At 59.9% G+C, this 18,237-nt stretch carries 33 protein-coding genes, 1 tRNA gene and 1 pseudogene; 2 read left to right on the top strand and 33 right to left on the bottom strand.

The features are described 5' to 3' along the window. Positions 1 to 53 precede the first annotated feature (53 nt). Positions 54 to 878, top strand: a complete 825-nt coding sequence (locus DFO50_RS01715; protein ID WP_146744999.1) for a hypothetical protein — start codon at positions 54 to 56, stop codon at positions 876 to 878. Between the two features lie 107 nt (positions 879 to 985). Here DFO50_RS01715 and DFO50_RS01720 read toward each other — a convergent pair. Both DFO50_RS01720 and DFO50_RS01725 read right to left on the bottom strand, forming a co-directional pair. Next, positions 986 to 1,062, bottom strand: a tRNA-Met gene (locus DFO50_RS01720). 70 nt (positions 1,063 to 1,132) lie between these two features. Next, positions 1,133 to 2,287 carry a class I SAM-dependent methyltransferase gene (locus tag DFO50_RS01725; protein WP_028500401.1) on the bottom strand — a complete coding sequence of 385 codons (1,155 nt, stop codon included), beginning with the start codon at positions 2,285 to 2,287 and terminating at the stop codon, positions 1,133 to 1,135. An 84-nt stretch (positions 2,288 to 2,371) separates the two neighbouring features. Between DFO50_RS01725 and DFO50_RS01730 the strand changes: the two genes are divergently transcribed. Next, on the top strand, positions 2,372 to 3,118 hold the full coding sequence (locus DFO50_RS01730) for a pteridine reductase (protein ID WP_028500400.1): 747 nt from the start codon (positions 2,372 to 2,374) through the stop codon (positions 3,116 to 3,118). Positions 3,119 to 3,154: 36 nt separating this feature from the next. Here the strand turns inward: DFO50_RS01730 and DFO50_RS01735 are convergent, their stop codons facing one another. The 31 genes and pseudogenes from DFO50_RS01735 to DFO50_RS01885 form a co-directional block, all read right to left on the bottom strand. Beyond that, complete coding sequence (locus tag DFO50_RS01735) at positions 3,155 to 3,916, bottom strand: basic amino acid ABC transporter substrate-binding protein (protein ID WP_112691944.1); 762 nt, start codon at positions 3,914 to 3,916, stop codon at positions 3,155 to 3,157. A gap of 163 nt (positions 3,917 to 4,079) precedes the next feature. Continuing rightward, positions 4,080 to 4,475: a 50S ribosomal protein L17 gene (gene rplQ, locus DFO50_RS01740; protein WP_028500440.1), complete on the bottom strand. Its 396-nt coding sequence runs from the start codon at positions 4,473 to 4,475 to the stop codon at positions 4,080 to 4,082. 30 nt (positions 4,476 to 4,505) lie between these two features. After that, on the bottom strand, positions 4,506 to 5,489 hold the full coding sequence (locus DFO50_RS01745) for a DNA-directed RNA polymerase subunit alpha (RefSeq protein WP_028500439.1): 984 nt from the start codon (positions 5,487 to 5,489) through the stop codon (positions 4,506 to 4,508). Between the two features lie 22 nt (positions 5,490 to 5,511). Continuing rightward, positions 5,512 to 6,132, bottom strand: a complete 621-nt coding sequence (rpsD, locus tag DFO50_RS01750; protein ID WP_028500438.1) for a 30S ribosomal protein S4 — start codon at positions 6,130 to 6,132, stop codon at positions 5,512 to 5,514. A gap of 20 nt (positions 6,133 to 6,152) precedes the next feature. Then, entirely contained in the window at positions 6,153 to 6,545 is a 393-nt protein-coding gene (rpsK, locus tag DFO50_RS01755) for a 30S ribosomal protein S11 (protein ID WP_028500437.1), read from the bottom strand. A gap of 15 nt (positions 6,546 to 6,560) precedes the next feature. Next, a complete protein-coding gene (gene rpsM, locus DFO50_RS01760) occupies positions 6,561 to 6,923 on the bottom strand; it encodes a 30S ribosomal protein S13 (RefSeq protein ID WP_028500436.1) in 363 nt (120 codons plus the stop codon). Positions 6,924 to 6,982: 59 nt separating this feature from the next. Further along, positions 6,983 to 7,096, bottom strand: coding sequence for a 50S ribosomal protein L36 (rpmJ, locus tag DFO50_RS01765; protein ID WP_084300338.1), 114 nt, complete (start codon positions 7,094 to 7,096; stop codon positions 6,983 to 6,985). 29 nt (positions 7,097 to 7,125) lie between these two features. Further along, positions 7,126 to 7,344 carry a translation initiation factor IF-1 gene (gene infA, locus DFO50_RS01770; RefSeq protein WP_107888849.1) on the bottom strand — a complete coding sequence of 73 codons (219 nt, stop codon included), beginning with the start codon at positions 7,342 to 7,344 and terminating at the stop codon, positions 7,126 to 7,128. An 18-nt stretch (positions 7,345 to 7,362) separates the two neighbouring features. After that, complete coding sequence (gene secY, locus DFO50_RS01775; RefSeq protein ID WP_028500434.1) at positions 7,363 to 8,685, bottom strand: preprotein translocase subunit SecY; 1,323 nt, start codon at positions 8,683 to 8,685, stop codon at positions 7,363 to 7,365. Positions 8,686 to 8,703: 18 nt separating this feature from the next. Further along, on the bottom strand, positions 8,704 to 9,138 hold the full coding sequence (rplO, locus tag DFO50_RS01780) for a 50S ribosomal protein L15 (RefSeq protein WP_028500433.1): 435 nt from the start codon (positions 9,136 to 9,138) through the stop codon (positions 8,704 to 8,706). 1 nt (position 9,139) lies between these two features. Beyond that, entirely contained in the window at positions 9,140 to 9,325 is a 186-nt protein-coding gene (gene rpmD, locus DFO50_RS01785; RefSeq protein WP_028500432.1) for a 50S ribosomal protein L30, read from the bottom strand. After that, the gene (gene rpsE, locus DFO50_RS01790) at positions 9,322 to 9,837 is read right to left on the bottom strand and encodes a 30S ribosomal protein S5 (RefSeq protein ID WP_028500431.1); all 516 of its coding nucleotides are present in this window, start codon (positions 9,835 to 9,837) and stop codon (positions 9,322 to 9,324) included. Before rpsE ends, rpmD begins: the two co-directional genes overlap by 4 nt. Positions 9,838 to 9,850: 13 nt before the next feature. Then, a complete protein-coding gene (gene rplR / locus DFO50_RS01795) occupies positions 9,851 to 10,204 on the bottom strand; it encodes a 50S ribosomal protein L18 (protein ID WP_028500430.1) in 354 nt (117 codons plus the stop codon). A 13-nt stretch (positions 10,205 to 10,217) separates the two neighbouring features. Further along, the gene (gene rplF, locus DFO50_RS01800) at positions 10,218 to 10,751 is read right to left on the bottom strand and encodes a 50S ribosomal protein L6 (protein WP_028500429.1); all 534 of its coding nucleotides are present in this window, start codon (positions 10,749 to 10,751) and stop codon (positions 10,218 to 10,220) included. A gap of 13 nt (positions 10,752 to 10,764) precedes the next feature. Next, positions 10,765 to 11,160 carry a 30S ribosomal protein S8 gene (gene rpsH / locus DFO50_RS01805; RefSeq protein WP_028500428.1) on the bottom strand — a complete coding sequence of 132 codons (396 nt, stop codon included), beginning with the start codon at positions 11,158 to 11,160 and terminating at the stop codon, positions 10,765 to 10,767. 14 nt (positions 11,161 to 11,174) lie between these two features. Beyond that, entirely contained in the window at positions 11,175 to 11,480 is a 306-nt protein-coding gene (rpsN, locus tag DFO50_RS01810; RefSeq protein ID WP_028500427.1) for a 30S ribosomal protein S14, read from the bottom strand. Positions 11,481 to 11,484: 4 nt separating this feature from the next. After that, complete coding sequence (gene rplE / locus DFO50_RS01815; protein ID WP_028500426.1) at positions 11,485 to 12,027, bottom strand: 50S ribosomal protein L5; 543 nt, start codon at positions 12,025 to 12,027, stop codon at positions 11,485 to 11,487. A 9-nt stretch (positions 12,028 to 12,036) separates the two neighbouring features. Further along, positions 12,037 to 12,357, bottom strand: coding sequence for a 50S ribosomal protein L24 (gene rplX / locus DFO50_RS01820; RefSeq protein WP_028500425.1), 321 nt, complete (start codon positions 12,355 to 12,357; stop codon positions 12,037 to 12,039). Positions 12,358 to 12,369: 12 nt separating this feature from the next. Then, positions 12,370 to 12,738 (bottom strand): 50S ribosomal protein L14, encoded by a 369-nt coding sequence (rplN, locus tag DFO50_RS01825; RefSeq protein WP_028500424.1) that lies wholly within the window; start codon positions 12,736 to 12,738, stop codon positions 12,370 to 12,372. Between the two features lie 181 nt (positions 12,739 to 12,919). After that, positions 12,920 to 13,186, bottom strand: coding sequence for a 30S ribosomal protein S17 (gene rpsQ / locus DFO50_RS01830; RefSeq protein ID WP_028500423.1), 267 nt, complete (start codon positions 13,184 to 13,186; stop codon positions 12,920 to 12,922). Between the two features lies 1 nt (position 13,187). Beyond that, positions 13,188 to 13,376, bottom strand: a complete 189-nt coding sequence (gene rpmC, locus DFO50_RS01835; protein WP_028500422.1) for a 50S ribosomal protein L29 — start codon at positions 13,374 to 13,376, stop codon at positions 13,188 to 13,190. Further along, positions 13,377 to 13,793 (bottom strand): 50S ribosomal protein L16, encoded by a 417-nt coding sequence (gene rplP / locus DFO50_RS01840; RefSeq protein ID WP_028500421.1) that lies wholly within the window; start codon positions 13,791 to 13,793, stop codon positions 13,377 to 13,379. Then, positions 13,777 to 14,478 carry a 30S ribosomal protein S3 gene (gene rpsC, locus DFO50_RS01845; protein WP_028500420.1) on the bottom strand — a complete coding sequence of 234 codons (702 nt, stop codon included), beginning with the start codon at positions 14,476 to 14,478 and terminating at the stop codon, positions 13,777 to 13,779. Before rpsC ends, rplP begins: the two co-directional genes overlap by 17 nt. 10 nt (positions 14,479 to 14,488) lie before the next feature. Then, a complete protein-coding gene (rplV, locus tag DFO50_RS01850) occupies positions 14,489 to 14,818 on the bottom strand; it encodes a 50S ribosomal protein L22 (protein WP_028500419.1) in 330 nt (109 codons plus the stop codon). A gap of 9 nt (positions 14,819 to 14,827) precedes the next feature. Beyond that, positions 14,828 to 15,103, bottom strand: a complete 276-nt coding sequence (gene rpsS / locus DFO50_RS01855) for a 30S ribosomal protein S19 (protein WP_028500418.1) — start codon at positions 15,101 to 15,103, stop codon at positions 14,828 to 14,830. A 13-nt stretch (positions 15,104 to 15,116) separates the two neighbouring features. Next, positions 15,117 to 15,944 carry a 50S ribosomal protein L2 gene (gene rplB / locus DFO50_RS01860; RefSeq protein ID WP_028500417.1) on the bottom strand — a complete coding sequence of 276 codons (828 nt, stop codon included), beginning with the start codon at positions 15,942 to 15,944 and terminating at the stop codon, positions 15,117 to 15,119. A 10-nt stretch (positions 15,945 to 15,954) separates the two neighbouring features. Beyond that, on the bottom strand, positions 15,955 to 16,251 hold the full coding sequence (gene rplW / locus DFO50_RS01865; protein ID WP_028500416.1) for a 50S ribosomal protein L23: 297 nt from the start codon (positions 16,249 to 16,251) through the stop codon (positions 15,955 to 15,957). Beyond that, positions 16,248 to 16,868: a 50S ribosomal protein L4 gene (gene rplD, locus DFO50_RS01870; RefSeq protein ID WP_028500415.1), complete on the bottom strand. Its 621-nt coding sequence runs from the start codon at positions 16,866 to 16,868 to the stop codon at positions 16,248 to 16,250. The genes rplW and rplD overlap by 4 nt, the downstream gene beginning before the upstream one ends. Beyond that, positions 16,868 to 17,512, bottom strand: a complete 645-nt coding sequence (gene rplC, locus DFO50_RS01875; RefSeq protein ID WP_028500414.1) for a 50S ribosomal protein L3 — start codon at positions 17,510 to 17,512, stop codon at positions 16,868 to 16,870. Before rplC ends, rplD begins: the two co-directional genes overlap by 1 nt. 193 nt (positions 17,513 to 17,705) lie before the next feature. Further along, a complete protein-coding gene (gene rpsJ / locus DFO50_RS01880) occupies positions 17,706 to 18,017 on the bottom strand; it encodes a 30S ribosomal protein S10 (RefSeq protein ID WP_028500413.1) in 312 nt (103 codons plus the stop codon). Positions 18,018 to 18,032: 15 nt separating this feature from the next. Continuing rightward, a pseudogene (locus tag DFO50_RS01885) lies at positions 18,033 to 18,237 on the bottom strand (elongation factor Tu); the annotation flags it as partial.

The raw sequence follows: 18,237 nt of genomic DNA on the forward strand, positions 1-18,237 counted from the left end.
TTGTCCTGCCTGTTGCCACACTGCTGATGCAATTCGGCGATGCCAGCGGGCAAATGATGTGGTTGATGCTGCTGTGCATGGGGGCGGGTTACGGTTTGCTGGCGCTGGTCGCCCGCCGCCGTGCCTTCTACACCCGGGCCCGGCTGGTGATGGGCGGCCTGTTTCTGCTGTGGTCGGTGCTTGTCATCTCCAACCAGTTCCTGTTGCGCCAGGCATCGCTTGCGGCGCAGAAGAATCTGGCGGCGGCCAACCAGGGGGCAGCCACGGTGCCGGTGCCATTCCTTTCCCCCGTTGCGCTGACGGCACAAGACAAATGGCAGATGGCGAGCAATCAGCTGCTCAATGAACTGGCTGCGGCATTGCGCGCGATGAACAGCCAGACAAAAATGCTGGATGCCCGGATGGGCAAGATCAGTCTGGCGCAGAACATCAACCCTGCCCGTCTGAGCACGCGTGCCGGTGCGGCACAGTCCGTGGCTGACCTGAAAAGGCTCGGCGAGCTTCAGCAGCAATTTGTCCAGGCCAACCAGTCCGCCACGCTCGGGATGAAACAGATCATCGAAACCAGCCACGCACCGGAAGGCATCAAGGATGCATTGCGGATCGAGCTGCACAAGGCCATCCAGATCACGGAAGGATTCACGGTACAACAGGATCAGTTGCGGCATGACATGCTTGTCGAAGCGTCCACCATGGCCGCGCTGGCCGCGCAGCATCAGGGCCATGTCAGCCCGGACGGTCAGCAGCTGAACTTCAGCGACCCTGTCGTACAGGGCCAGTACCAGCAAGCACTGTCCCGTCTGCAGGCGCTGCTGCAACAGAATGATGCCGCGGTACGAAATGCCATTTCGGCTGCCGCCAGCGCTTCAGCACAGTAAGCCGGCCTCAGGGGGAGAGGCGTCCGGCCTTGCGTGGTTACGCCCCCTCCCCGCATTTTTCCGGCACAACGAAAAGGGGTTAGCTTGCGCTAACCCCTTGGAAATACTGGTGGCGAATCAGGGACTCGAACCCCGGACCTGCGGATTATGATTCCGTCGCTCTAACCGACTGAGCTAATTCGCCGTTCTCTCGCTTGAGAGAGCCCGAATCTTAAAGAGGGGCTGGCAGGCTGTCAAGCCCCTACCTGCATCTTTTACAGATTGCGGCGACGATCACCAACCGCGAAGCCGCGCCAGCCGGCATCCAGTCCGCGGCTGAAACCGATGACCTTGAACAGTTCCCCCATCTCGGCCGGCGACAGCAGCTTCTGCACGGCGGTCGATTGGGGCAGGTAGTTCGCGATGTCTTCCGGGTCCAGCCGCCCCAGCAACTGGGCAATGCCGCAGTTCATCAGGAACATCGCCTGCGAGGTATAGCCGGCAAGATCAAGCCCGGCATCGAGCCCGGCCTGGGCGATGGCGGTGAAATCAACGTGGCAGGTGATGTCGGTCAGCCCCGGCCAGCTGAACGGGTCCGGGTGGGTATGGTGGCGGTAATGGCACATCAGCGTGCCGGCACGGCGTTGCGGATGATAGAACTCGCTTTCCGGGAAGCCGTAGTCGAGCAGCAGCACCGCACCGCGTTCCAGCCGTTCACCAAGCGTACGCACAAAGGCCGATGCCGCCAGCGGCAGTTCGGACAGGTATTCGGCGCCCGGCGCCAGTGCCTCGGCGCGTGCCAGTGCCTCACCATCGGCCAGTGGCCGGTCCTGCCAGTCAAAACCGTCGCCGGCACGGATGACGCCGCGCTGCAGCGGGGTACCCTGCGCATCCCAGTGGATCAGCTCGCACGGCATGGCGTCGAGCACCTCGTTGCCGATCAGCACACCATCCATGCGCGCCGGCAGCGCCTCCAGCCATTCGACCCGGGACAGCAGGTGTGGCGCGGCCTGTTCGATGCGTTCGCGCTGACGGGCCGCCAGTTCGCCTGAGACTTCGATGATCCGGTAGTGCTGCGGCAATGCCTGGTCCGCTTCCAGCGCCAGCAGCAGGTCGGCAGCCAGCCGGCCGCTGCCGGCGCCGAATTCGTACAGGTCGCCGCCGGTCAGCGGCAGCAGATCGGCAATCTGTTGCGCCAGTGCGGCGGCAAAGAACGGCGAAATTTCCGGTGCGGTGACAAAGTCGCCGTCAGCCCCGAACTTGCGGCTGCCACCCGTGTAATATCCGGTCCCCGGCGCATACAGTGCCAGGTCCATGTAACGGGAGAACGGCAGCCAGCCGCCATTGAGGTCGATTTCCTGCTGGATGCGCCGGACCAGTCCGGCGCTGGCGGCGACCGCGTCGCGGTCTGGTTGTGGCAGTGTGTGCATTGTGTGTGGCTATGACAGAATGGAGCAATTCTGCGGCAAAACAGGATTCGCCGGTAGCGGAGAACAGACTTGATGGAGGGAGGCATGGATCAGCTCGGCAAAACGGTACTGATCACGGGCGCGGCCAGACGCGTCGGCGCGGGCATTGCCCGCGGGCTGCACGCGCGTGGCGCCAGTGTCATGCTGCATTACCGCGGTGCAGAAGACGCCGCCCGGACACTGGCCACGGAGCTGAACCGGCAGCGCGCCGGTTCAGCCGTCACGGTCCATGCCGACCTGCTCGACATTCCGGCGTTGCCGGCGTTGGTCGAGGCGACGCTGTCTGCCTTCGGTAGGCTCGACGGGCTGGTCAACAACGCCTCCAGCTTCTTTCCGACCCCGATCGGCCAGATCGACGAAGCCGCCTGGGACGACCTGATCGGCAGCAATCTGAAAGCACCGCTGTTTCTTGCCCAGGCTGCCGCCCCGGCACTCACGGCAAGCCGCGGTGCGCTGGTCGGGCTGATCGACATCCATGTCGACCGGCCAATGACCGCCCATGCGGTCTACACCGCCGCCAAGGCCGGCCACGCGGCCACACTGCGTGCGCTGGCGCGCGATCTGGCGCCACATGTCCGCGTGAACGGCGTATCGCCCGGCGTCAATCTGTGGCCGGAGGGCGACAGCGTGTTCGATCAGGACGAGCGCCGCCGCATTGAAGCAACCATTCCGCTGGCCCGTATCGGCACGCCGGACGATATCGCCCGGGCAGTGGGCTTCCTGCTGTTCGACGCCAGCTATGTGACCGGTCAGATACTGGCGGTCGATGGCGGTCGCAGCGTGGTGCTGTAAAGACATCGCCTCCTTGCGGAGGCGATGCAGTTCAGATCAGGACTTGCGACCGAAGTACTTCTCGTACAGCTTGTCGTAAGTGCCGTCCTGCTTGACCTTGGCAATGCCGGCGTTCAGCTTGGCCAGCAGCGCACTGTCACCCTTGCGCACGGCCATCCCGTAGTACTCCTTGTCGAAGTCGGCGCCGCGCACGGTGGTGAAGCCCTTGTCGGAGTTGTTCTTCACGTAGTTGGCCACCACGCCGTTGTCGCCGATCGCGGCATCGACGCCACCGCTTTCGACTTCCTTCAGCACCAGCGGCAGGCTTTCGAAGCGCTTGGTGTTCGGGCTGTTGGCGCCGAACAGCTTCTGCGCGACGGCATCGGCGGTGGTGCCGGTGGTCACGGCGATTTTCTTGCCCTGCAGGTCTTCAACCCTGGAGATGCTCTGGCCCCTGGTCACCAGAATCAGTTGCTCGGCCTCGAAGTACGGTTCGGAGAAGTCCATGTTCTCCTTGCGCTTGTCGGTAATGGTCACGGCCGAGGTCAGCAGGTCATTGTCGCCATTTTCCAGCGACGCGAAGATGCCTTCCCACGGCGTGTTGTTGAACTGGACCTTGATGCCCGCAGCGTCAGCCACGGCCTGGGTCAGGTCAATCTCGAAGCCGACCAGCTTGCCGGATGCGTCGACCGATTCAAACGGGGCAAAGGCAGCGTTCATGCCGACCTTGTAGACCTTCTCGGTCGGTGCGGCGGCGGCATCGGTGGCGGGGGCTTCGCTTTTGCCTCCGCAGGCGGCCAGTACGGCGGTCGTCATCATTGCTATCAGGATCCGGTGCAGCTTCACGTCAAACTCCTTGTATTTCTTTGAATGTGTCAGCCCCTGTGAGGGGCCGTGCGCAAGGGTACGCGAAGTTCGCACCGGCGCCAAAACGTAAAAAAGCCAACCCGAGGGTTGGCTTTTCCATGAACGGCTTACGCAATCAAGCAGCAGCTTGCTCTTCAGCAACAGCGTCCACTTCCGGGCGGTCCACCAGTTCGACCAGCGCCAGCGGCGCGTTATCGCCTTGACGGAAGCCGTACTTCAGGATGCGGAGGTAGCCACCATTACGGTTGGCATAGCGCGGGCCGAGAATGTCGAACAGCTTGACGACAATTTCGCGATCGCGCGTGCGGTCGAAGGCCAGACGACGGTTGGCCAGCGACGACTGCTTGCCGAGGGTGATCAGCGGCTCTGCTACGCGACGCAGTTCCTTTGCCTTCGGCAGCGTGGTCACGATAGCTTCGTGACGCAGCAGCGAGTTGGCCAGGTTGCGCAGCATGGCGAGACGATGGCTCGACGTGCGGTTGAGTTTGCGATTGGCTAGACGGTGACGCATTGTAGAGTCCTTTAACTGTGACCGAGGGCCTTAGGGCTTCTCGAGACCAGCCGGCGGCCAGTTTTCCAGCTTCATCCCCAACGTGAGACCCTTGGAAGCCAACACTTCCTTGATCTCGTTGAGCGACTTGCGGCCGAGGTTCGGCGTCTTCAGAAGCTCGGTTTCGGTACGCTGAATCAGGTCGCCGATGTAATAGATGTTTTCCGCCTTCAGGCAATTGGCCGAACGAACGGTCAATTCGAGATCGTCAACCGGACGCAACAGGATCGGATCGACCTGCGGCGCACGTTCTTCGATCACTTCGACGGTAGTGCCTTGGAGATCGGCGAAAATCGAGAGTTGATCGATCAGGATACGGGCGGCAGAACGCACAGCCTCTTCCGGCTCGACAACACCATTGGTCTCGATATCCAGCACCAGACGGTCAAGGTCAGTACGCTGCTCAACGCGGGCGCTTTCAACAGCAAAGCTGACGCGGCGAACCGGGCTGAAGGACGCATCCAGCAGAATCGTACCGATTTGCCGGTTGTCATCCTGCTTGATCCGAACCGGAGCCGGCTGATAGCCACGGCCCTTCTCGACCTTGATCTCCATGTCGATCTTGCCGCCAGCTGCCAGGTTGCAGATGACGTGGTCGGGGTTCACCACCTCGACGTCGTGCGGCAAATCGATATCGCTGGCCAGAACCGGGCCCTCGCCCTCTTTCTTGAGAGCAAGCAGAACCGACTCACGACCATGCAGTTTCAACACCACACCTTTAAGGTTCAGGAGGATGTCTACGACATCTTCCCGAACCCCGTCCAGTGCGGAGTACTCATGCAAAACGCCAGCGATAGACACTTCGGTCGGAGCGAAGCCGGGCATCGACGACAGCAGAATGCGGCGCAGGGCGTTACCGAGCGTATAGGCGTACCCACGCTCGAACGGCTCCATGGCCACACGCGCTTGCGAGGCCGAGACCGGCTGCACGTCAATCAGACGCGGCTTGAGAAATTCCGAAGCGCTGTTTTGCATAGTGGTTCCTTTTGGCTAGCGATTACTTGGAGTAGAACTCGACCACAAGTTGCTCGTTGATATCGCTAGACAGTTCGGAGCGCTCCGGTGCGTTCTTGAACGTACCTTCCAGTTTCTTGGAATCGACCGTCAGCCAGCCCGGGAAACCAATCTGTTCAGCGAGCGCGACCGCTTCGGCGATACGAGCCTGTTTCCGGGCCTTTTCGCGAACGGCAACGACGTCACCCGTCTTGACCTGGAACGAAGCGATGTTCACCACCTGGCCGTTGACCGTGATGGCCTTGTGGCTGACCAGCTGACGTGCTTCGGCACGGGTCGAACCGTAGCCCATGCGGTAGACGACGTTGTCCAGACGCGACTCAAGAATCTGGAGCAGGTTTTCGCCAGTCGAGCCCTTGCGGCGCTCGGCTTCAGCGAAGTATTTGCGGAATTGACGCTCCAGAACGCCGTAGATACGACGGATCTTTTGCTTTTCGCGCAGGTGCACACCGTAGTCGGACAGACGCGGCTGTTTAGCACCGTGTTGGCCGGGGCGGCTTTCGAGTTTGCATTTGCTGTCGATCGAACGGCGAGCACTCTTCAGGAAGAGGTCGGTGCCTTCACGACGAGCCAGTTTACATTTCGGACCAGTATAACGTGCCATGATTTCTCACATTCTCCCAATTAGATCCGGCGCTTCTTGGGCGGACGGCAGCCATTGTGCGGAATCGGCGTCACGTCAGTGATGCTGGTGATTTTAAAGCCAAGTGCGTTCAAAGCGCGTACCGACGAGTCGCGGCCCGGGCCAGGGCCCTTGATGCGAACTTCGAGGTTCTTGACACCGTATTCTTGGGCAACTTTACCAGCTGCTTCCGCTGCGACCTGCGCTGCGAAAGGCGTACTCTTGCGCGACCCCTTAAAACCAGCACCGCCCGAGGTAGCCCAAGACAGTGCATTCCCTTGGCGATCGGTGATGGTAATGATGGTGTTATTAAAGGACGCGTGAACGTGAACGATCCCTTCGGAAACGCTCTTCTTCACTTTTTTGCGTACGCGGACTGTGTTTGCTTTAGCCATTGTCAATCCTTAGATTTACTTCTTGCCGGCGATAGGCTTGCGCGGGCCCTTGCGCGTACGCGCATTGGTCCTGGTGCGCTGGCCGCGGCACGGCAACCCACGGCGATGACGGAAGCCGCGGTAGCAGCCTAGGTCCATCAAACGCTTGATGCTCATGGTGACTTCACGGCGCAGGTCACCTTCTACGGTGAACTTCGCGATTTCGTCACGCAGTTTTTCCATTTCCGCATCAGTCAGATCCTTGACCTTGGTGCTGGTCACGACACCGGTCGCCGCGCAGATGTTCTTAGCGCGGGTTGCACCGATACCGTAGATTGCCTGCAGGCCAACCCAGATATGCTGATGGTTAGGAATGTTTACCCCTGCAATACGGGCCATACATTTACCCCAAACTCGAAAAGTTGCTGATGTTACACGCAAAAAGCGCTGGCTTCAAATCAGCCTTGCTTTTGCTTGTGACGCGGGTCCGTGCAGATCACTCGCACCACACCGTGGCGGCGGATGATCTTGCAGTTGCGGCAGATCTTCTTGACCGAAGGCTGAACTCGCATGTTTTTCCTTTCAGATTCACTACGCGCCCTTACTTGGCGCGGAACACGATGCGTGCACGGGACAGGTCGTACGGCGTCAACTCCACCGTGACCCGGTCACCGGGCAGGATGCGGATGTAGTGCATCCGCATCTTGCCGGAGACATGTCCCAAGACAATATGACCGTTTTCCAGCTTGACCCGGAAAGTTGCATTCGGGAGGTTTTCAAGCACCTCCCCCAGCATCTGGATCGTATCTTCTTTCGACATGACTTCCCGGCCACCCCATCAACGCGACAGGAGACCGCCGTTCTTGAAGTTGGCCTTCTTGAGCAGGCTTTCGTACTGATGCGACAGCATGTACGACTGCACCTGCGCCATGAAGTCCATGGTCACGACGACGATGATCAACAGGGACGTGCCACCGAAGTAGAACGGTACATTCCACTTGAGGATCAGGAACTCCGGCATCAGGCACACCAGAGCGATGTAGATCGCACCGATGAGCGTCAGGCGGAGAATGATCTTCTCGATGTACCGGGAGGTCTGCTCACCCGGGCGGATGCCAGGGATGAACGCCCCACTCTTCTTCAGATTGTCGGCCGTTTCCTTCGGGTTGAACACCAACGCCGTGTAGAAGTAGCAGAAGAAAATGATGGCTGCGGCGTACAGCAACACATAGATCGGTTGTCCCGGATGCAATGCGTTACCGATATTCTTCAGCCAACCCAGACCTTCGGTGTTGCCAAACCAGCCCACCACCGTAGCGGGGAACAGGATGATGCTCGACGCGAAGATCGGCGGAATCACACCGGCCATGTTGAGCTTGAGCGGCATGTGCGTGCTCTGGCCCTGCATGACGCGGCTGCCGACCTGGCGCTTCGCATAGTTCACCAGCACCTTGCGCTGACCGCGCTCGACGAATACGACGAGACACGTCACCGCCACCACGCCAACGAACAGCGCGATCACCAGCAGGATCGGAAGGCTGCCCTGGCTCGCCAGGGTCAGGGTCTTGCCGATCGCCGACGGCACGCCGGCGGCGATACCGGCGCAAATCAGCATCGAGATGCCGTTGCCGATACCACGTTCAGTGATCTGTTCGCCCAGCCACATCAGGAACATCGTCCCGGTGACCAGGGTCACGACCGTCGTCAGGTAAAACTCGAACTGCGAGCTCAGCACCAGGTTAGGCTGCTTGAACAGCATGACCGCGATGCCGAACGACTGGAAGGTCGCGAGCACCACAGTCGCGTAGCGCGTGTACTGAGTGATCTTGCGTCGTCCCTGTTCGCCTTCCTTCTTCAGCTGCTTGAGGCTCGGAATGACTTCGCCTGCCAGCTGCAGAATGATGGATGCCGAGATGTACGGCATGATGCCGATGGCAAATACCGTAAACCGGGACAGGGCCCCGCCCGAGAACATGTTGAACATGTCGAGGAGGCCCGTCTGCGACGACTGGAACAACTTCGCTAGTTCGGCCGGATTGATCCCGGGGACCGGGATATGCGCGCCAATGCGGTAGACGATCAGGGCGCCGATCAGGAACAGGATGCGACGCTTCAAATCGCCGAACTTGCTGGCGTTAGCCGCTAGAGAAGGAGTAGCCACGGATTGTCGTGCCTTTCGTTACTCGACGAACTTGCCGCCGGCGGCTTCGATCGCAGCCTTGGCGCCTGCAGTGGCAGCAATGCCACGCAGCGTCAGTGCACGATCGATCTTGCCGGCGAGAATCACCTTGGCCGCCTTGGCACCGGTCTTCACCAGGCCGGCTTGCGCCAGCGCCAGGAAGTCGATGTCATCGACCGGCAGACGATTCAGGTCGTCGAGACGAATTTCGACCGTCAGGCCCTTCGTCAGCGACTTGAAACCACGCTTCGGCAGGCGACGTTGCAGCGGCATTTGACCGCCTTCGAAGCCGACCTTGTGGAAGCCGCCCGAACGGGACTTCTGGCCCTTGTGACCGCGACCAGCGGTCTTGCCCAGGCCCGAGCCGATGCCACGGCCCACGCGACGCTTGGCGTGCTTGGCACCTTCGGCAGGTTTGATGGTGTTCAGAAACATCTTAACCCTCGCATTTAACCAGGTAGCAGATCTTGTTGATCATGCCGCGGTTTTCGGGGGTGTCGAGCACTTCGACGGTCTGGTTGATCTTCTTGAGACCCAGGCCGCGCGCGCAGGCACGGTGGGCTTCGATACGACCGATCAGGCTCTTCACCAGGGTGACTTTGACGGTTTTCTTGTCGCTCATTCTTCAATCCCCAGAATCTGGGCGACGGTCTTGCCACGCTTGGAGGCAATGTCGGCCGGGGTGTTGATCTTCGAGAGACCGTCCAGCGTGGCGCGAACGACGTTGTACGGGTTCGTCGAACCGTGCACCTTTGCGGACACGTTGTGGACGCCCATCGCATCGAACACTTCACGCATGGCGCCGCCCGCCTTCACGCCCGAGCCTTCCGGCGCCGGTTGCATGAACACGGTGGTCGCGCCGTGCTGACCGATAACGGCGTGCTGCAGGGTGCCGTTCTTCAGCGGGATCTTGACCATCGTGCGGCGAGCCTGGTCCATGGCCTTTTGCACGGCGACCGGAACTTCCTTCGCCTTGCCCTTGCCCATGCCGATGCTGCCATCGCCGTCACCAACCACGGTGAGTGCCGAGAAAGCCATGATACGGCCACCCTTCACCACCTTGGTCACGCGGTTCACACCGATCATTTTCTCGGTGAGACCGTCGCCACGCTCTTCAATATCGTGCTTAGCCATTGTCTACTCCAAATCAGAATACGAGGCCGTTTTCACGCGCGGCATCAGCCAGCGCCTTGATACGACCGTGGTATTGAAAACCGGAGCGGTCGAAGGCGACTTTGTCGATACCGGCAGCCTTCGCCTTTTCGGCGATCCGTTTGCCAATCAAGGTTGCAGCCGCAGCATTGCCACCGTTGGCCAGTTCCTTGCGGACTTCGGCTTCCAGCGTCGAAGCCGTAGCCAGGACCTTGCCGCCAGTCTCATCAATGATCTGGGCGTAGATATGGCAGTTGGTGCGATGCACAGAGAGACGCACCATCTTGAGCTCCGCAATCCGTGCACGGGTTTTGCGTGCGCGGCGGAGTCGAGTTTGTTTCTTATCCATGACTGAGCCTCAATTATTTCTTCTTGGTTTCTTTCAAAACCACGCGCTCGTCCGCATAGCGGACGCCCTTGCCCTTGTACGGCTCCGGGGCACGGTAAGCGCGGATTTCGGCAGCAACCTGGCCGACCTGTTGCTTGTCGACACCCTTAAGGATGACTTCGGTCTGCGACGGGGTTTCCACCTTGACGCCTTCCGGCATCTTGTGGGCGACCGGGTGCGAGAAACCAAGCGTGAGGTTCAGCGTGTCGCCAGCGGCCTGGGCACGATAGCCCACGCCAACCAGTTGCAGCTTGCGTTCGAAACCCTTGGACACGCCGGTTGCCGCATTGGCAGCCAGAGCGCGCAGGGTGCCGGACATAGCACGCGAGAACTTGCTTTCATTTTTGGCAGCGAACTTCAGGGCGCCTTCTTCAAGACGCACATCGACTTCGCTGTTCAGCGCCAGGGCCAGTTGGCCGAGCGAACCCTTGATAACGAGTTCGTCAGCGGTGAACTTGGCTTCGACGCCAGCCGGCAGGACTACCGGATTCTTAGCTACGCGAGACATTAGTTCACCCCCATTACGCCACGATGCACAGGAGCTCACCGCCGATGCCGGCCGCACGGGCCTTGCGATCGGTCATGACACCCTTCGAAGTCGAAACGATCGAAATACCCAGACCGTTCATGACCTTCGGAATGTCTCCGGTGCTCTTGTAGATACGCAGGCCAGGGCGCGAAACGCGTTCGATGCGTTCGATGACCGGGCGGCCGGCGTAATACTTCAGTTGAATGTCGAGGACCGGTTTCTTTTCCTCACCGGCCACCGAGAATTCCTCGATGTAACCCTCATCCTTCAGCACTGCAGCGATGGCCAGCTTCAGCTTCGAAGACGGCATCGTCACGGTCGCTTTGGCAGCGCGCTGGGCGTTGCGGATGCGAGTCAGCATATCGGAGATCGGATCATGCATGCTCATAGTCGATATCCCTCTTACCAGCTCGCTTTGACAATACCCGGAATCTCGCCACGCATTGCGATTTCACGCAGTTTGTTGCGGGCCAGACCGAATTTGCGGAACACGCCACGCGGACGTCCGGTGATGGCGCAGCGATTACGCTGGCGAACCGGGCTGGCGTTGCGCGGCAGTTGTTGCAGCTGCAGGCGGGCTGCGTAGCGCTCTTCATCGGAGAGGCTCGCATTGTTGATGATGGCGAGCAGCTTTTCGCGCTTGGCAGCGAACTTCGCTGCCAGCTTGACGCGCTTCTCTTCGCGGTTGATCAGTGCAAGTTTTGCCATGTGCTTAACCCTTGAACGGGAACTTGAACGCTGCCAGCAGGGCGCGGGCTTCCTCGTCGGTCTTCGCGGTCGTGGTGACAGTAATGTTCATGCCACGCAGCGCGTCGATCTTGTCGTACTCGACTTCCGGGAAGATGATCTGCTCGCGAACGCCCATGTTGTAGTTGCCACGGCCGTCAAACGACTTGCCGTTGATACCACGGAAGTCACGAACGCGCGGCAGCGCGATGGTCACCAGGCGGTCAAGGAATTCGAACATGCGTTCGCGACGCAGCGTGACCTTGCAACCGACCGGGTAGCCTTCGCGGATCTTGAAACCGGCGATCGACTTGCGGGCGTTGGTCACGACCGGTTTTTGACCCGAGATTTTCTGCAGGTCGCCAACGGCGAAATCCATCACTTTTTTATCAGCAACCGCTTCACCGACACCCATGTTCAGGGTGATTTTCTCGATGCGCGGCACTTCCATCACGGACTTGTAGCCGAACTGCTTGACCAGCTCAGGCACAACCGTGGTCTTGTAGAACTCTTGCAAACGGGCTGCCATGATTGCTCCTTACGCGCCGATCACTTCGCCGTTCGACTTGAACACGCGAACCTTGCGACCGTCTTCCAGGGTCTTGAAACCGACACGGTCGGCCTTCTTGGAAGTCGGGTTGAAGATGGCGACGTTCGATACGTCGATCGACATGGTCTTGTCCACGATACCGCCAGGAACACCCTTCACCGGATTCGGCTTCTGATGCTTCTTGACGACATTCACGCCCTCGACCAGGAGGCGGCCTTCAACCGGGAGCACGCGCAAAACTGCGCCACGCTTGCCCTTGTCTTTGCCGGTGATGACGACGACTTCGTCGCCTTTACGAATTTTGTGCATTGAGCCTTCTCCTTACAGCACTTCCGGCGCGAGCGAGACGATCTTCATGAATCGCTCGGTACGCAGCTCGCGTGTCACCGGCCCGAAGATGCGGGTGCCGATCGGCTCAAGCTTGGTGTTCAGCAGAACGGCGGCATTGCCATCGAACTTGATGAGCGAACCGTCCGGACGACGAACGCCCTTGGCAGTACGCACAACAACGGCGTTGTAGACATCACCCTTCTTGACACGGCCTCGCGGCGCAGCATCTTTGATGCTCACCTTGATGATGTCGCCAACAGAAGCGTAGCGACGCTTGGAGCCACCGAGCACCTTGATGCACATCACTTTGCGCGCACCGGTGTTGTCAGCGACCTCCAAGATGGTCTGCATTTGAATCATCGGATTTTCCTTTTTTCGAACTTAACCCGCCATTTCGCCACAGCAATCATGACGAAACGCCGCACAATGGCTTGTGCGGCGCACGGACGGCCAGTTTTCGAGCCCGGAGGGCATTTCCACCTGGGTAGGTGGCGAAAGAAATCGCATTATACGGAAGGGTTTCCCCTTCCGCAACAGCGATTTACACCTGGCGTGCTTTCTCGACCAGAGAAGCCACTTTCCACGTCTTGGTCTTCGAGTACGGACGGCATTCCGTGATGGTCACGGTGTCGCCGGCGCCGAACTCGTTGTTCTCGTCGTGGGCGTGGTACTTCTTGGAGAGTCGGATCACTTTGCCGTAGATGGGGTGCTTGACCTTGCGCTCAACCAGCACAACCACGGTCTTGTCCATCTTGTCACTGACGATCTTGCCGGTCAGCGTACGGACGACTTTGTTGGTTTCGGTCATGTCAAGCTGCCTTCTCGTGCAAAGCGGTGCGAACGCGCGCGATATCGCGGCGCACCTTTTTCAGTTCGCTGGTCTTGCTCAGCTGCTGCGTAGCAAGCTGCATACGCAGGCCAAACTGCGCCTTCAACAGGCTCAGCAGTTCGGTCTTGAGCTCGTCAGCAGACTTGGCTCTCAGTTCGGACGCTTTCATTTATTGACCTACCTGTCTCACAACGAAAGTGGTCGGGATCGGCAGCTTCGCAGCGGCCAGCCGGAACGCTTCGCGCGCCAGTTCCTCGTTCACACCTTCCATTTCGTACAGCACCTTGCCCGGCTGGATTTCGGCAACCCAATACTCGACGCTACCCTTGCCGTTACCCATACGGACTTCGGCCGGCTTCTTCGAGATCGGTTTGTCCGGGAACACCCGGATCCAGATGCGGCCGCCACGCTTGATGTGGCGGGTCATGGCGCGACGGGCGGCTTCGATCTGGCGAGCGGTCAGACGACCACGCCCAGTGGCCTTCAGGCCGAAGTCGCCGAAGCTGATCTTGTTACCGCGGGTTGCCAGGCCGGTGTTGCGGCCCTTCTGCATCTTGCGGTACTTGAGTCTAGTTGGCTGCAGCATTGCGTCCGCCCTTTCTCATCTTCTTTTCCGGCTGGGTCGGCTCGGCCGACACTTGACCCGGCTTGAGGTCGCCCTTGTACACCCACACCTTGATGCCGATGACACCGTAGGTGGTGTGCGCTTCGCTGGTCGCGTAATCAACGTCTGCACGCAGGGTATGCAACGGCACGCGGCCTTCGCGATACCACTCGGTGCGAGCGATTTCGATACCGTTCAGGCGGCCCGACGACATGATCTTGATGCCCAGGGCACCCAGACGCATCGCGTTCTGCATCGCGCGCTTCATGGCACGACGGAACATCACGCGCTTTTCGAGCTGCGAGGCGATACCGTCGGCGATGATTTGCGAGTCGATTTCCGGCTTGCGAACTTCTTCGATGTTCACGTGAACCGGAACGCCCATGCGGCGCTGGAGTTCCTGCTTCAGCAGCTCGATGTCTTCACCCTTCTTGCCAATCACCACGCCCGGACGGGCGGTGTGAATGGTAATGCGGGCGCTTTTGGCCGGACGCTCGATGATGATGCGGCTCACCGAAGCGCTCTTCAGCTTGCCCTTCAGGAAGTCACGAACATCGATGTCTTCCTTCAGCATGCCAGCGAAGTTCTGGCTGCTTGCATACCATTTGGAAGACCAGTTGCGGGTCAACACCAAGCGGAAACCGCGTGGATCAATTTTCTGTCCCATGATCTACCCCTTAGTTACCCACGACGAGCGTGATGTGGCAGGTTTGCTTTTCAATGCGGTTGCCACGACCCTTCGCGCGTGCAGAGAAGCGCTTCAGGCTCGGGCCCTTGTCCACATAGACGGTAGCAACCTTCAGGGTGTCGATGTCGGCGCCTTCGTTGTGCTCAGCGTTGGCGATAGCCGACTCGAGCACCTTCTTCATCAGACCGGCGCTTTTCTTCGGCGTGTAGGTCAGGATGTTGATGGCTTGCTCGACGGACTTGCCACGAATCAGATCGGCCACAAGGCGAGCCTTTTGAGCCGAAACGCGGGCGTTATTCAGTACAGCGGATACTTTCATCGCGTCACCTTACCGTTTCGCCTTCTTGTCGGCCGCGTGGCCCTTGAAGGTACGAGTCAGCGAGAACTCGCCGAGCTTGTGCCCCACCATGTTTTCCGACACATAGACCGGCACGTGGGTGCGGCCATTGTGAACGGCGATGGTCAGACCGACGAAGTCCGGCAGAATGGTCGAGCGACGCGACCAGGTCTTGATCGGGCGCTTGTCGTTCGAAGCACGCGCAGCATCCACCTTCTTGATGAGATGCATGTCGACGAACGGGCCCTTTTTAATGGAACGTGCCATATTCAGCTACCCTTTATTTCGAATGACGACGGCGCACAATCATGTTGTCGGTGCGCTTGTTATTGCGAGTGCGGAAGCCCTTGGCAGGCGTACCCCACGGGCTAACAGGCACACGGCCTTCGCCAGTACGGCCTTCACCACCACCGTGCGGGTGATCCACCGGGTTCATCGCCACGCCGCGAACGGTCGGGCGGATACCACGCCAGCGGGTCGCACCGGCCTTGCCGAGCTTGCGCAGGCCATGCTCTTCGTTGCCCACTTCGCCGATGGTCGCGCGGCAGTCGATGTGCACCTTGCGGATTTCACCGGAGCGCAGACGCAGCTGGGCGTACGAACCTTCGCGAGCCAGCAGTTGCACCGAAGCACCAGCCGAACGTGCCAGTTGAGCGCCCTTGCCCGGTTGCATTTCGATGCAATGGACCGTGGTACCCACCGGGATGTTGCGGATCGGCAGGCAGTTGCCGGCCTTGATCGGGGCTTCAGCACCGTTCAGCAGCTCGGCGCCAACCTTCACGCCCTTCGGCGCAATGATGTAGCGGCGTTCGCCGTCGGCGTAGCACAGCAGCGCGATGTGAGCGGTGCGGTTCGGGTCGTATTCGATCCGTTCGACGCGGCCCACGATACCGTCCTTGTTGCGACGGAAGTCCATCACGCGGTAGTGATGCTTGTGACCACCGCCCTTGTGACGGGTCGTGATGTGACCGTTGTTGTTACGACCGGCATTCTGCTTCTGCTTTTCGAGCAGCGGTGCATACGGCGCACCCTTGTGCAGATCCGGCGAGACGACCTTGACGACGGCACGGCGGCCAGCGGAGGTCGGTTTAACTTTTACGAGTGCCATGGTTATCCCCTTACTCCGCAGCGGTCAGATCGATTTCCTGACCGGCAGCGAGGCACACATAAGCCTTCTTCCAGTCGCCGCGACGACCGATATTGCGGCCGAAGCGCTTGACCTTGCCCTTGACGTTCAGCATTTGCACACCGTCAACCTTGACGTTGAACAGCAGTTCGACGGCAGCCTTGACTTCCGGCTTGGTCGCATCGCTGGTCACCTTGAACACCACTTGCTGGTGCTTGTCGGCCACGAGCGTGCTCTTCTCGGAAACCACAGGGGCCAGGATGACTTGCATCAGACGTTCTTGATTCATGCCCACTGCTCCTCGAGTTGCTTCACGGCGTCGCGAGTCATCACAACTTTGTCGAAGCGAACCAGGCTGTACGGATCGGCCTGAGCGGCTTCGATCACCAGCACGTTCGGCAGGTTGCGCGACGACAGGTACAGGTTTTCGTCCAGTTCCTTGGTGATGACCAGGGCGCGTTCCAGGCCCAGCGTCTTCACCTTGGCAGCGAATTCCTTGGTCTTCGGGCTGTCAACCTTGATTTCGTCAATGATGATCAGACGTTCGCTGCGCACCAGTTCCGACAGGATGGCGGCAACGCCCGCGCGGTACATCTTGCGGTTGACCTTGTGGCTGAAGTTTTCGTCCGGGCTGTTCGGGAAAACCTTGCCACCGCCACGCCACAACGGGCTGGCTGCGCGACCCGAACGAGCGCGACCGGTGCCCTTTTGGCGCCACGGCTTGCGAGTCGACTTGTTGACTTCGCTGCGATCCTTCTGGGCGCGGTTACCGGAACGGGCGTTCGCCAGGAAGGCGGTCACGATCTGGTGGACCAGCGCTTCGTTGTACTCACGGCCGAACAGGGCGTCCGACGCAACCAGACCTTCAACGGCCTGACCTTGCTGATTGATTACTTTCAGTTCCATCACGCACCTGCCTTCACTGCCGGACGCACGACGACGTCGTTACCCTTGGCACCCGGGACAGCGCCCTTGACCAGAAGCAGGTGACGTTCGGTGTCGATACGGACGATTTCGAGACTCTGCACGGTGCGCTTGACGTTGCCGTACTGGCCGGCCATGCGCTTGCCCGGGAAGACCCGACCCGGATCCTGGGCTTGACCGATCGAACCCGGCGCGCGGGTGGTCACGGAGTTACCATGGGATTCACGGTTGGAAGAGAAGTTGTGACGCTTGATCACGCCGGAGAAGCCTTTACCCTGGCTGGTACCGGTCACATCGACCAGTTGACCGACCTGGAAAACTTCAACGGTCAGGCTGTCGCCGACCTTCAGCTCGGAGAGCTTGGCTGCGTCGAGGGCGAATTCCTTCTTGCCACGACCGGCTTCAACGCCGGCCTTGGCGAAGTGACCGGCTTCCGGCTTGGAAACGCGATTCGCCTTCTTCGAGCCGTAGGTCACCTGAACGGCGGTGTAACCGTCGGTTTCGGCGGTTTTGATTTGCGTGACGCGATTGGCGGACATGTCCAGCACCGTCACCGGGATGGCTGCACCATCCTCGGCAAAGACGCGGGTCATGCCGACTTTGCGACCGACAAGACCTAAACTCATCGTTATTTCCTTCAAGAGGTGGCGGTTACGATTGACCGCCAATAACAAAACGGGCTCACCAAATGGTGAGCCCGCGAATCTAACACAGATTTTTCAATAACTGCAAGCACTTATCGCAGTAGTTTGTCTGCGCGCTAGCGGATCGCTCCGCCACACAGGCCCGCACGCCGTGCGGGCCACGCTATTGCTTGTATTACTGCAGCTTGATTTCGACGTCCACGCCAGCCGGGAGGTCCAGCTTCATCAGCGCGTCAACGGTCTTGTCCGTCGGATCGACGATGTCCATCAGGCGCAGGTGCGTACGGATTTCGAACTGGTCGCGCGACGTCTTGTTGACGTGCGGCGAACGCAGAACGTCGTAACGTTCGATCTTGGTCGGCAGCGGGACCGGACCCTTGACGACGGCGCCGGTACGCTTGGCGGTGTCAACGATTTCCTGGGCCGAGCGGTCGATCAGGTTGTAATCGAAAGCCTTGAGGCGGATACGGATCTTCTGGTTTTGCATTTGTCCGGGCTCCGATTACTTGATGATCTTGGCAACGACGCCGGCGCCGACGGTACGACCGCCTTCACGGATGGCGAAACGCAGGCCGTCTTCCATCGCGATCGGGGCGATCAGCGCGACGGTGATCGCCACGTTGTCACCCGGCATCACCATTTCCACGCCTTCCGGCAGCGTCACCGCACCGGTCACGTCCGTGGTACGGAAGTAGAACTGCGGACGG

The sequence above is a fragment of the Microvirgula sp. AG722 genome, assembly GCF_003269145.1.
Lineage (GTDB): Bacteria > Pseudomonadota > Gammaproteobacteria > Burkholderiales > Aquaspirillaceae > Microvirgula > Microvirgula aerodenitrificans.

Excerpts from the sequence above, each read along its gene's own strand:
- rplO (WP_028500433.1), bottom strand. The coding sequence starts at position 9,138 with ATGTTTCTGAACACCATCAAACCTGCCGAAGGTGCCAAGCACGCCAAG.
- rplB (WP_028500417.1), bottom strand. The coding sequence starts at position 15,944 with ATGGCACTCGTAAAAGTTAAACCGACCTCCGCTGGCCGCCGTGCCGTC.
- rplX (WP_028500425.1), bottom strand. The coding sequence starts at position 12,357 with ATGCACAAAATTCGTAAAGGCGACGAAGTCGTCGTCATCACCGGCAAA.
- rpmJ (WP_084300338.1), bottom strand. The coding sequence starts at position 7,096 with ATGCGAGTTCAGCCTTCGGTCAAGAAGATCTGCCGCAACTGCAAGATC.
- DFO50_RS01745 (WP_028500439.1), bottom strand. The coding sequence starts at position 5,489 with ATGCAAAACAGCGCTTCGGAATTTCTCAAGCCGCGTCTGATTGACGTG.
- rpsK (WP_028500437.1), bottom strand. The coding sequence starts at position 6,545 with ATGGCTAAAGCAAACACAGTCCGCGTACGCAAAAAAGTGAAGAAGAGC.
- rplR (WP_028500430.1), bottom strand. The coding sequence starts at position 10,204 with ATGGATAAGAAACAAACTCGACTCCGCCGCGCACGCAAAACCCGTGCA.
- rpsQ (WP_028500423.1), bottom strand. The coding sequence starts at position 13,186 with ATGACCGAAACCAACAAAGTCGTCCGTACGCTGACCGGCAAGATCGTC.
- rpmD (WP_028500432.1), bottom strand. The coding sequence starts at position 9,325 with ATGAGCGACAAGAAAACCGTCAAAGTCACCCTGGTGAAGAGCCTGATC.
- rpsS (WP_028500418.1), bottom strand. The coding sequence starts at position 15,103 with ATGGCACGTTCCATTAAAAAGGGCCCGTTCGTCGACATGCATCTCATC.
- rpsH (WP_028500428.1), bottom strand. The coding sequence starts at position 11,160 with ATGAGCATGCATGATCCGATCTCCGATATGCTGACTCGCATCCGCAAC.
- DFO50_RS01735 (WP_112691944.1), bottom strand. The coding sequence starts at position 3,916 with ATGATGACGACCGCCGTACTGGCCGCCTGCGGAGGCAAAAGCGAAGCC.
- rplP (WP_028500421.1), bottom strand. The coding sequence starts at position 13,793 with ATGCTGCAGCCAACTAGACTCAAGTACCGCAAGATGCAGAAGGGCCGC.
- rplN (WP_028500424.1), bottom strand. The coding sequence starts at position 12,738 with ATGATTCAAATGCAGACCATCTTGGAGGTCGCTGACAACACCGGTGCG.
- rpsD (WP_028500438.1), bottom strand. The coding sequence starts at position 6,132 with ATGGCACGTTATACTGGTCCGAAATGTAAACTGGCTCGTCGTGAAGGC.
- DFO50_RS01725 (WP_028500401.1), bottom strand. The coding sequence starts at position 2,287 with ATGCACACACTGCCACAACCAGACCGCGACGCGGTCGCCGCCAGCGCC.
- DFO50_RS01715 (WP_146744999.1), top strand. The coding sequence starts at position 54 with ATGATGTGGTTGATGCTGCTGTGCATGGGGGCGGGTTACGGTTTGCTG.
- DFO50_RS01730 (WP_028500400.1), top strand. The coding sequence starts at position 2,372 with ATGGATCAGCTCGGCAAAACGGTACTGATCACGGGCGCGGCCAGACGC.
- rplV (WP_028500419.1), bottom strand. The coding sequence starts at position 14,818 with ATGAAAGTATCCGCTGTACTGAATAACGCCCGCGTTTCGGCTCAAAAG.
- rplQ (WP_028500440.1), bottom strand. The coding sequence starts at position 4,475 with ATGCGTCACCGTCTAGCCAATCGCAAACTCAACCGCACGTCGAGCCAT.
- rpsJ (WP_028500413.1), bottom strand. The coding sequence starts at position 18,017 with ATGCAAAACCAGAAGATCCGTATCCGCCTCAAGGCTTTCGATTACAAC.
- rplC (WP_028500414.1), bottom strand. The coding sequence starts at position 17,512 with ATGAGTTTAGGTCTTGTCGGTCGCAAAGTCGGCATGACCCGCGTCTTT.
- rpsM (WP_028500436.1), bottom strand. The coding sequence starts at position 6,923 with ATGGCCCGTATTGCAGGGGTAAACATTCCTAACCATCAGCATATCTGG.
- rplW (WP_028500416.1), bottom strand. The coding sequence starts at position 16,251 with ATGAATCAAGAACGTCTGATGCAAGTCATCCTGGCCCCTGTGGTTTCC.
- rpsE (WP_028500431.1), bottom strand. The coding sequence starts at position 9,837 with ATGGCTAAGCACGATATTGAAGAGCGTGGCGACGGTCTCACCGAGAAA.
- rplE (WP_028500426.1), bottom strand. The coding sequence starts at position 12,027 with ATGGCAGCCCGTTTGCAAGAGTTCTACAAGACCACGGTTGTGCCTGAG.
- infA (WP_107888849.1), bottom strand. The coding sequence starts at position 7,344 with ATGTCGAAAGAAGATACGATCCAGATGCTGGGGGAGGTGCTTGAAAAC.
- rpsN (WP_028500427.1), bottom strand. The coding sequence starts at position 11,480 with ATGGCAAAACTTGCACTGATCAACCGCGAAGAGAAGCGCGTCAAGCTG.
- rpsC (WP_028500420.1), bottom strand. The coding sequence starts at position 14,478 with ATGGGACAGAAAATTGATCCACGCGGTTTCCGCTTGGTGTTGACCCGC.
- rpmC (WP_028500422.1), bottom strand. The coding sequence starts at position 13,376 with ATGAAAGCGTCCGAACTGAGAGCCAAGTCTGCTGACGAGCTCAAGACC.
- rplD (WP_028500415.1), bottom strand. The coding sequence starts at position 16,868 with ATGGAACTGAAAGTAATCAATCAGCAAGGTCAGGCCGTTGAAGGTCTG.
- rplF (WP_028500429.1), bottom strand. The coding sequence starts at position 10,751 with ATGTCTCGCGTAGCTAAGAATCCGGTAGTCCTGCCGGCTGGCGTCGAA.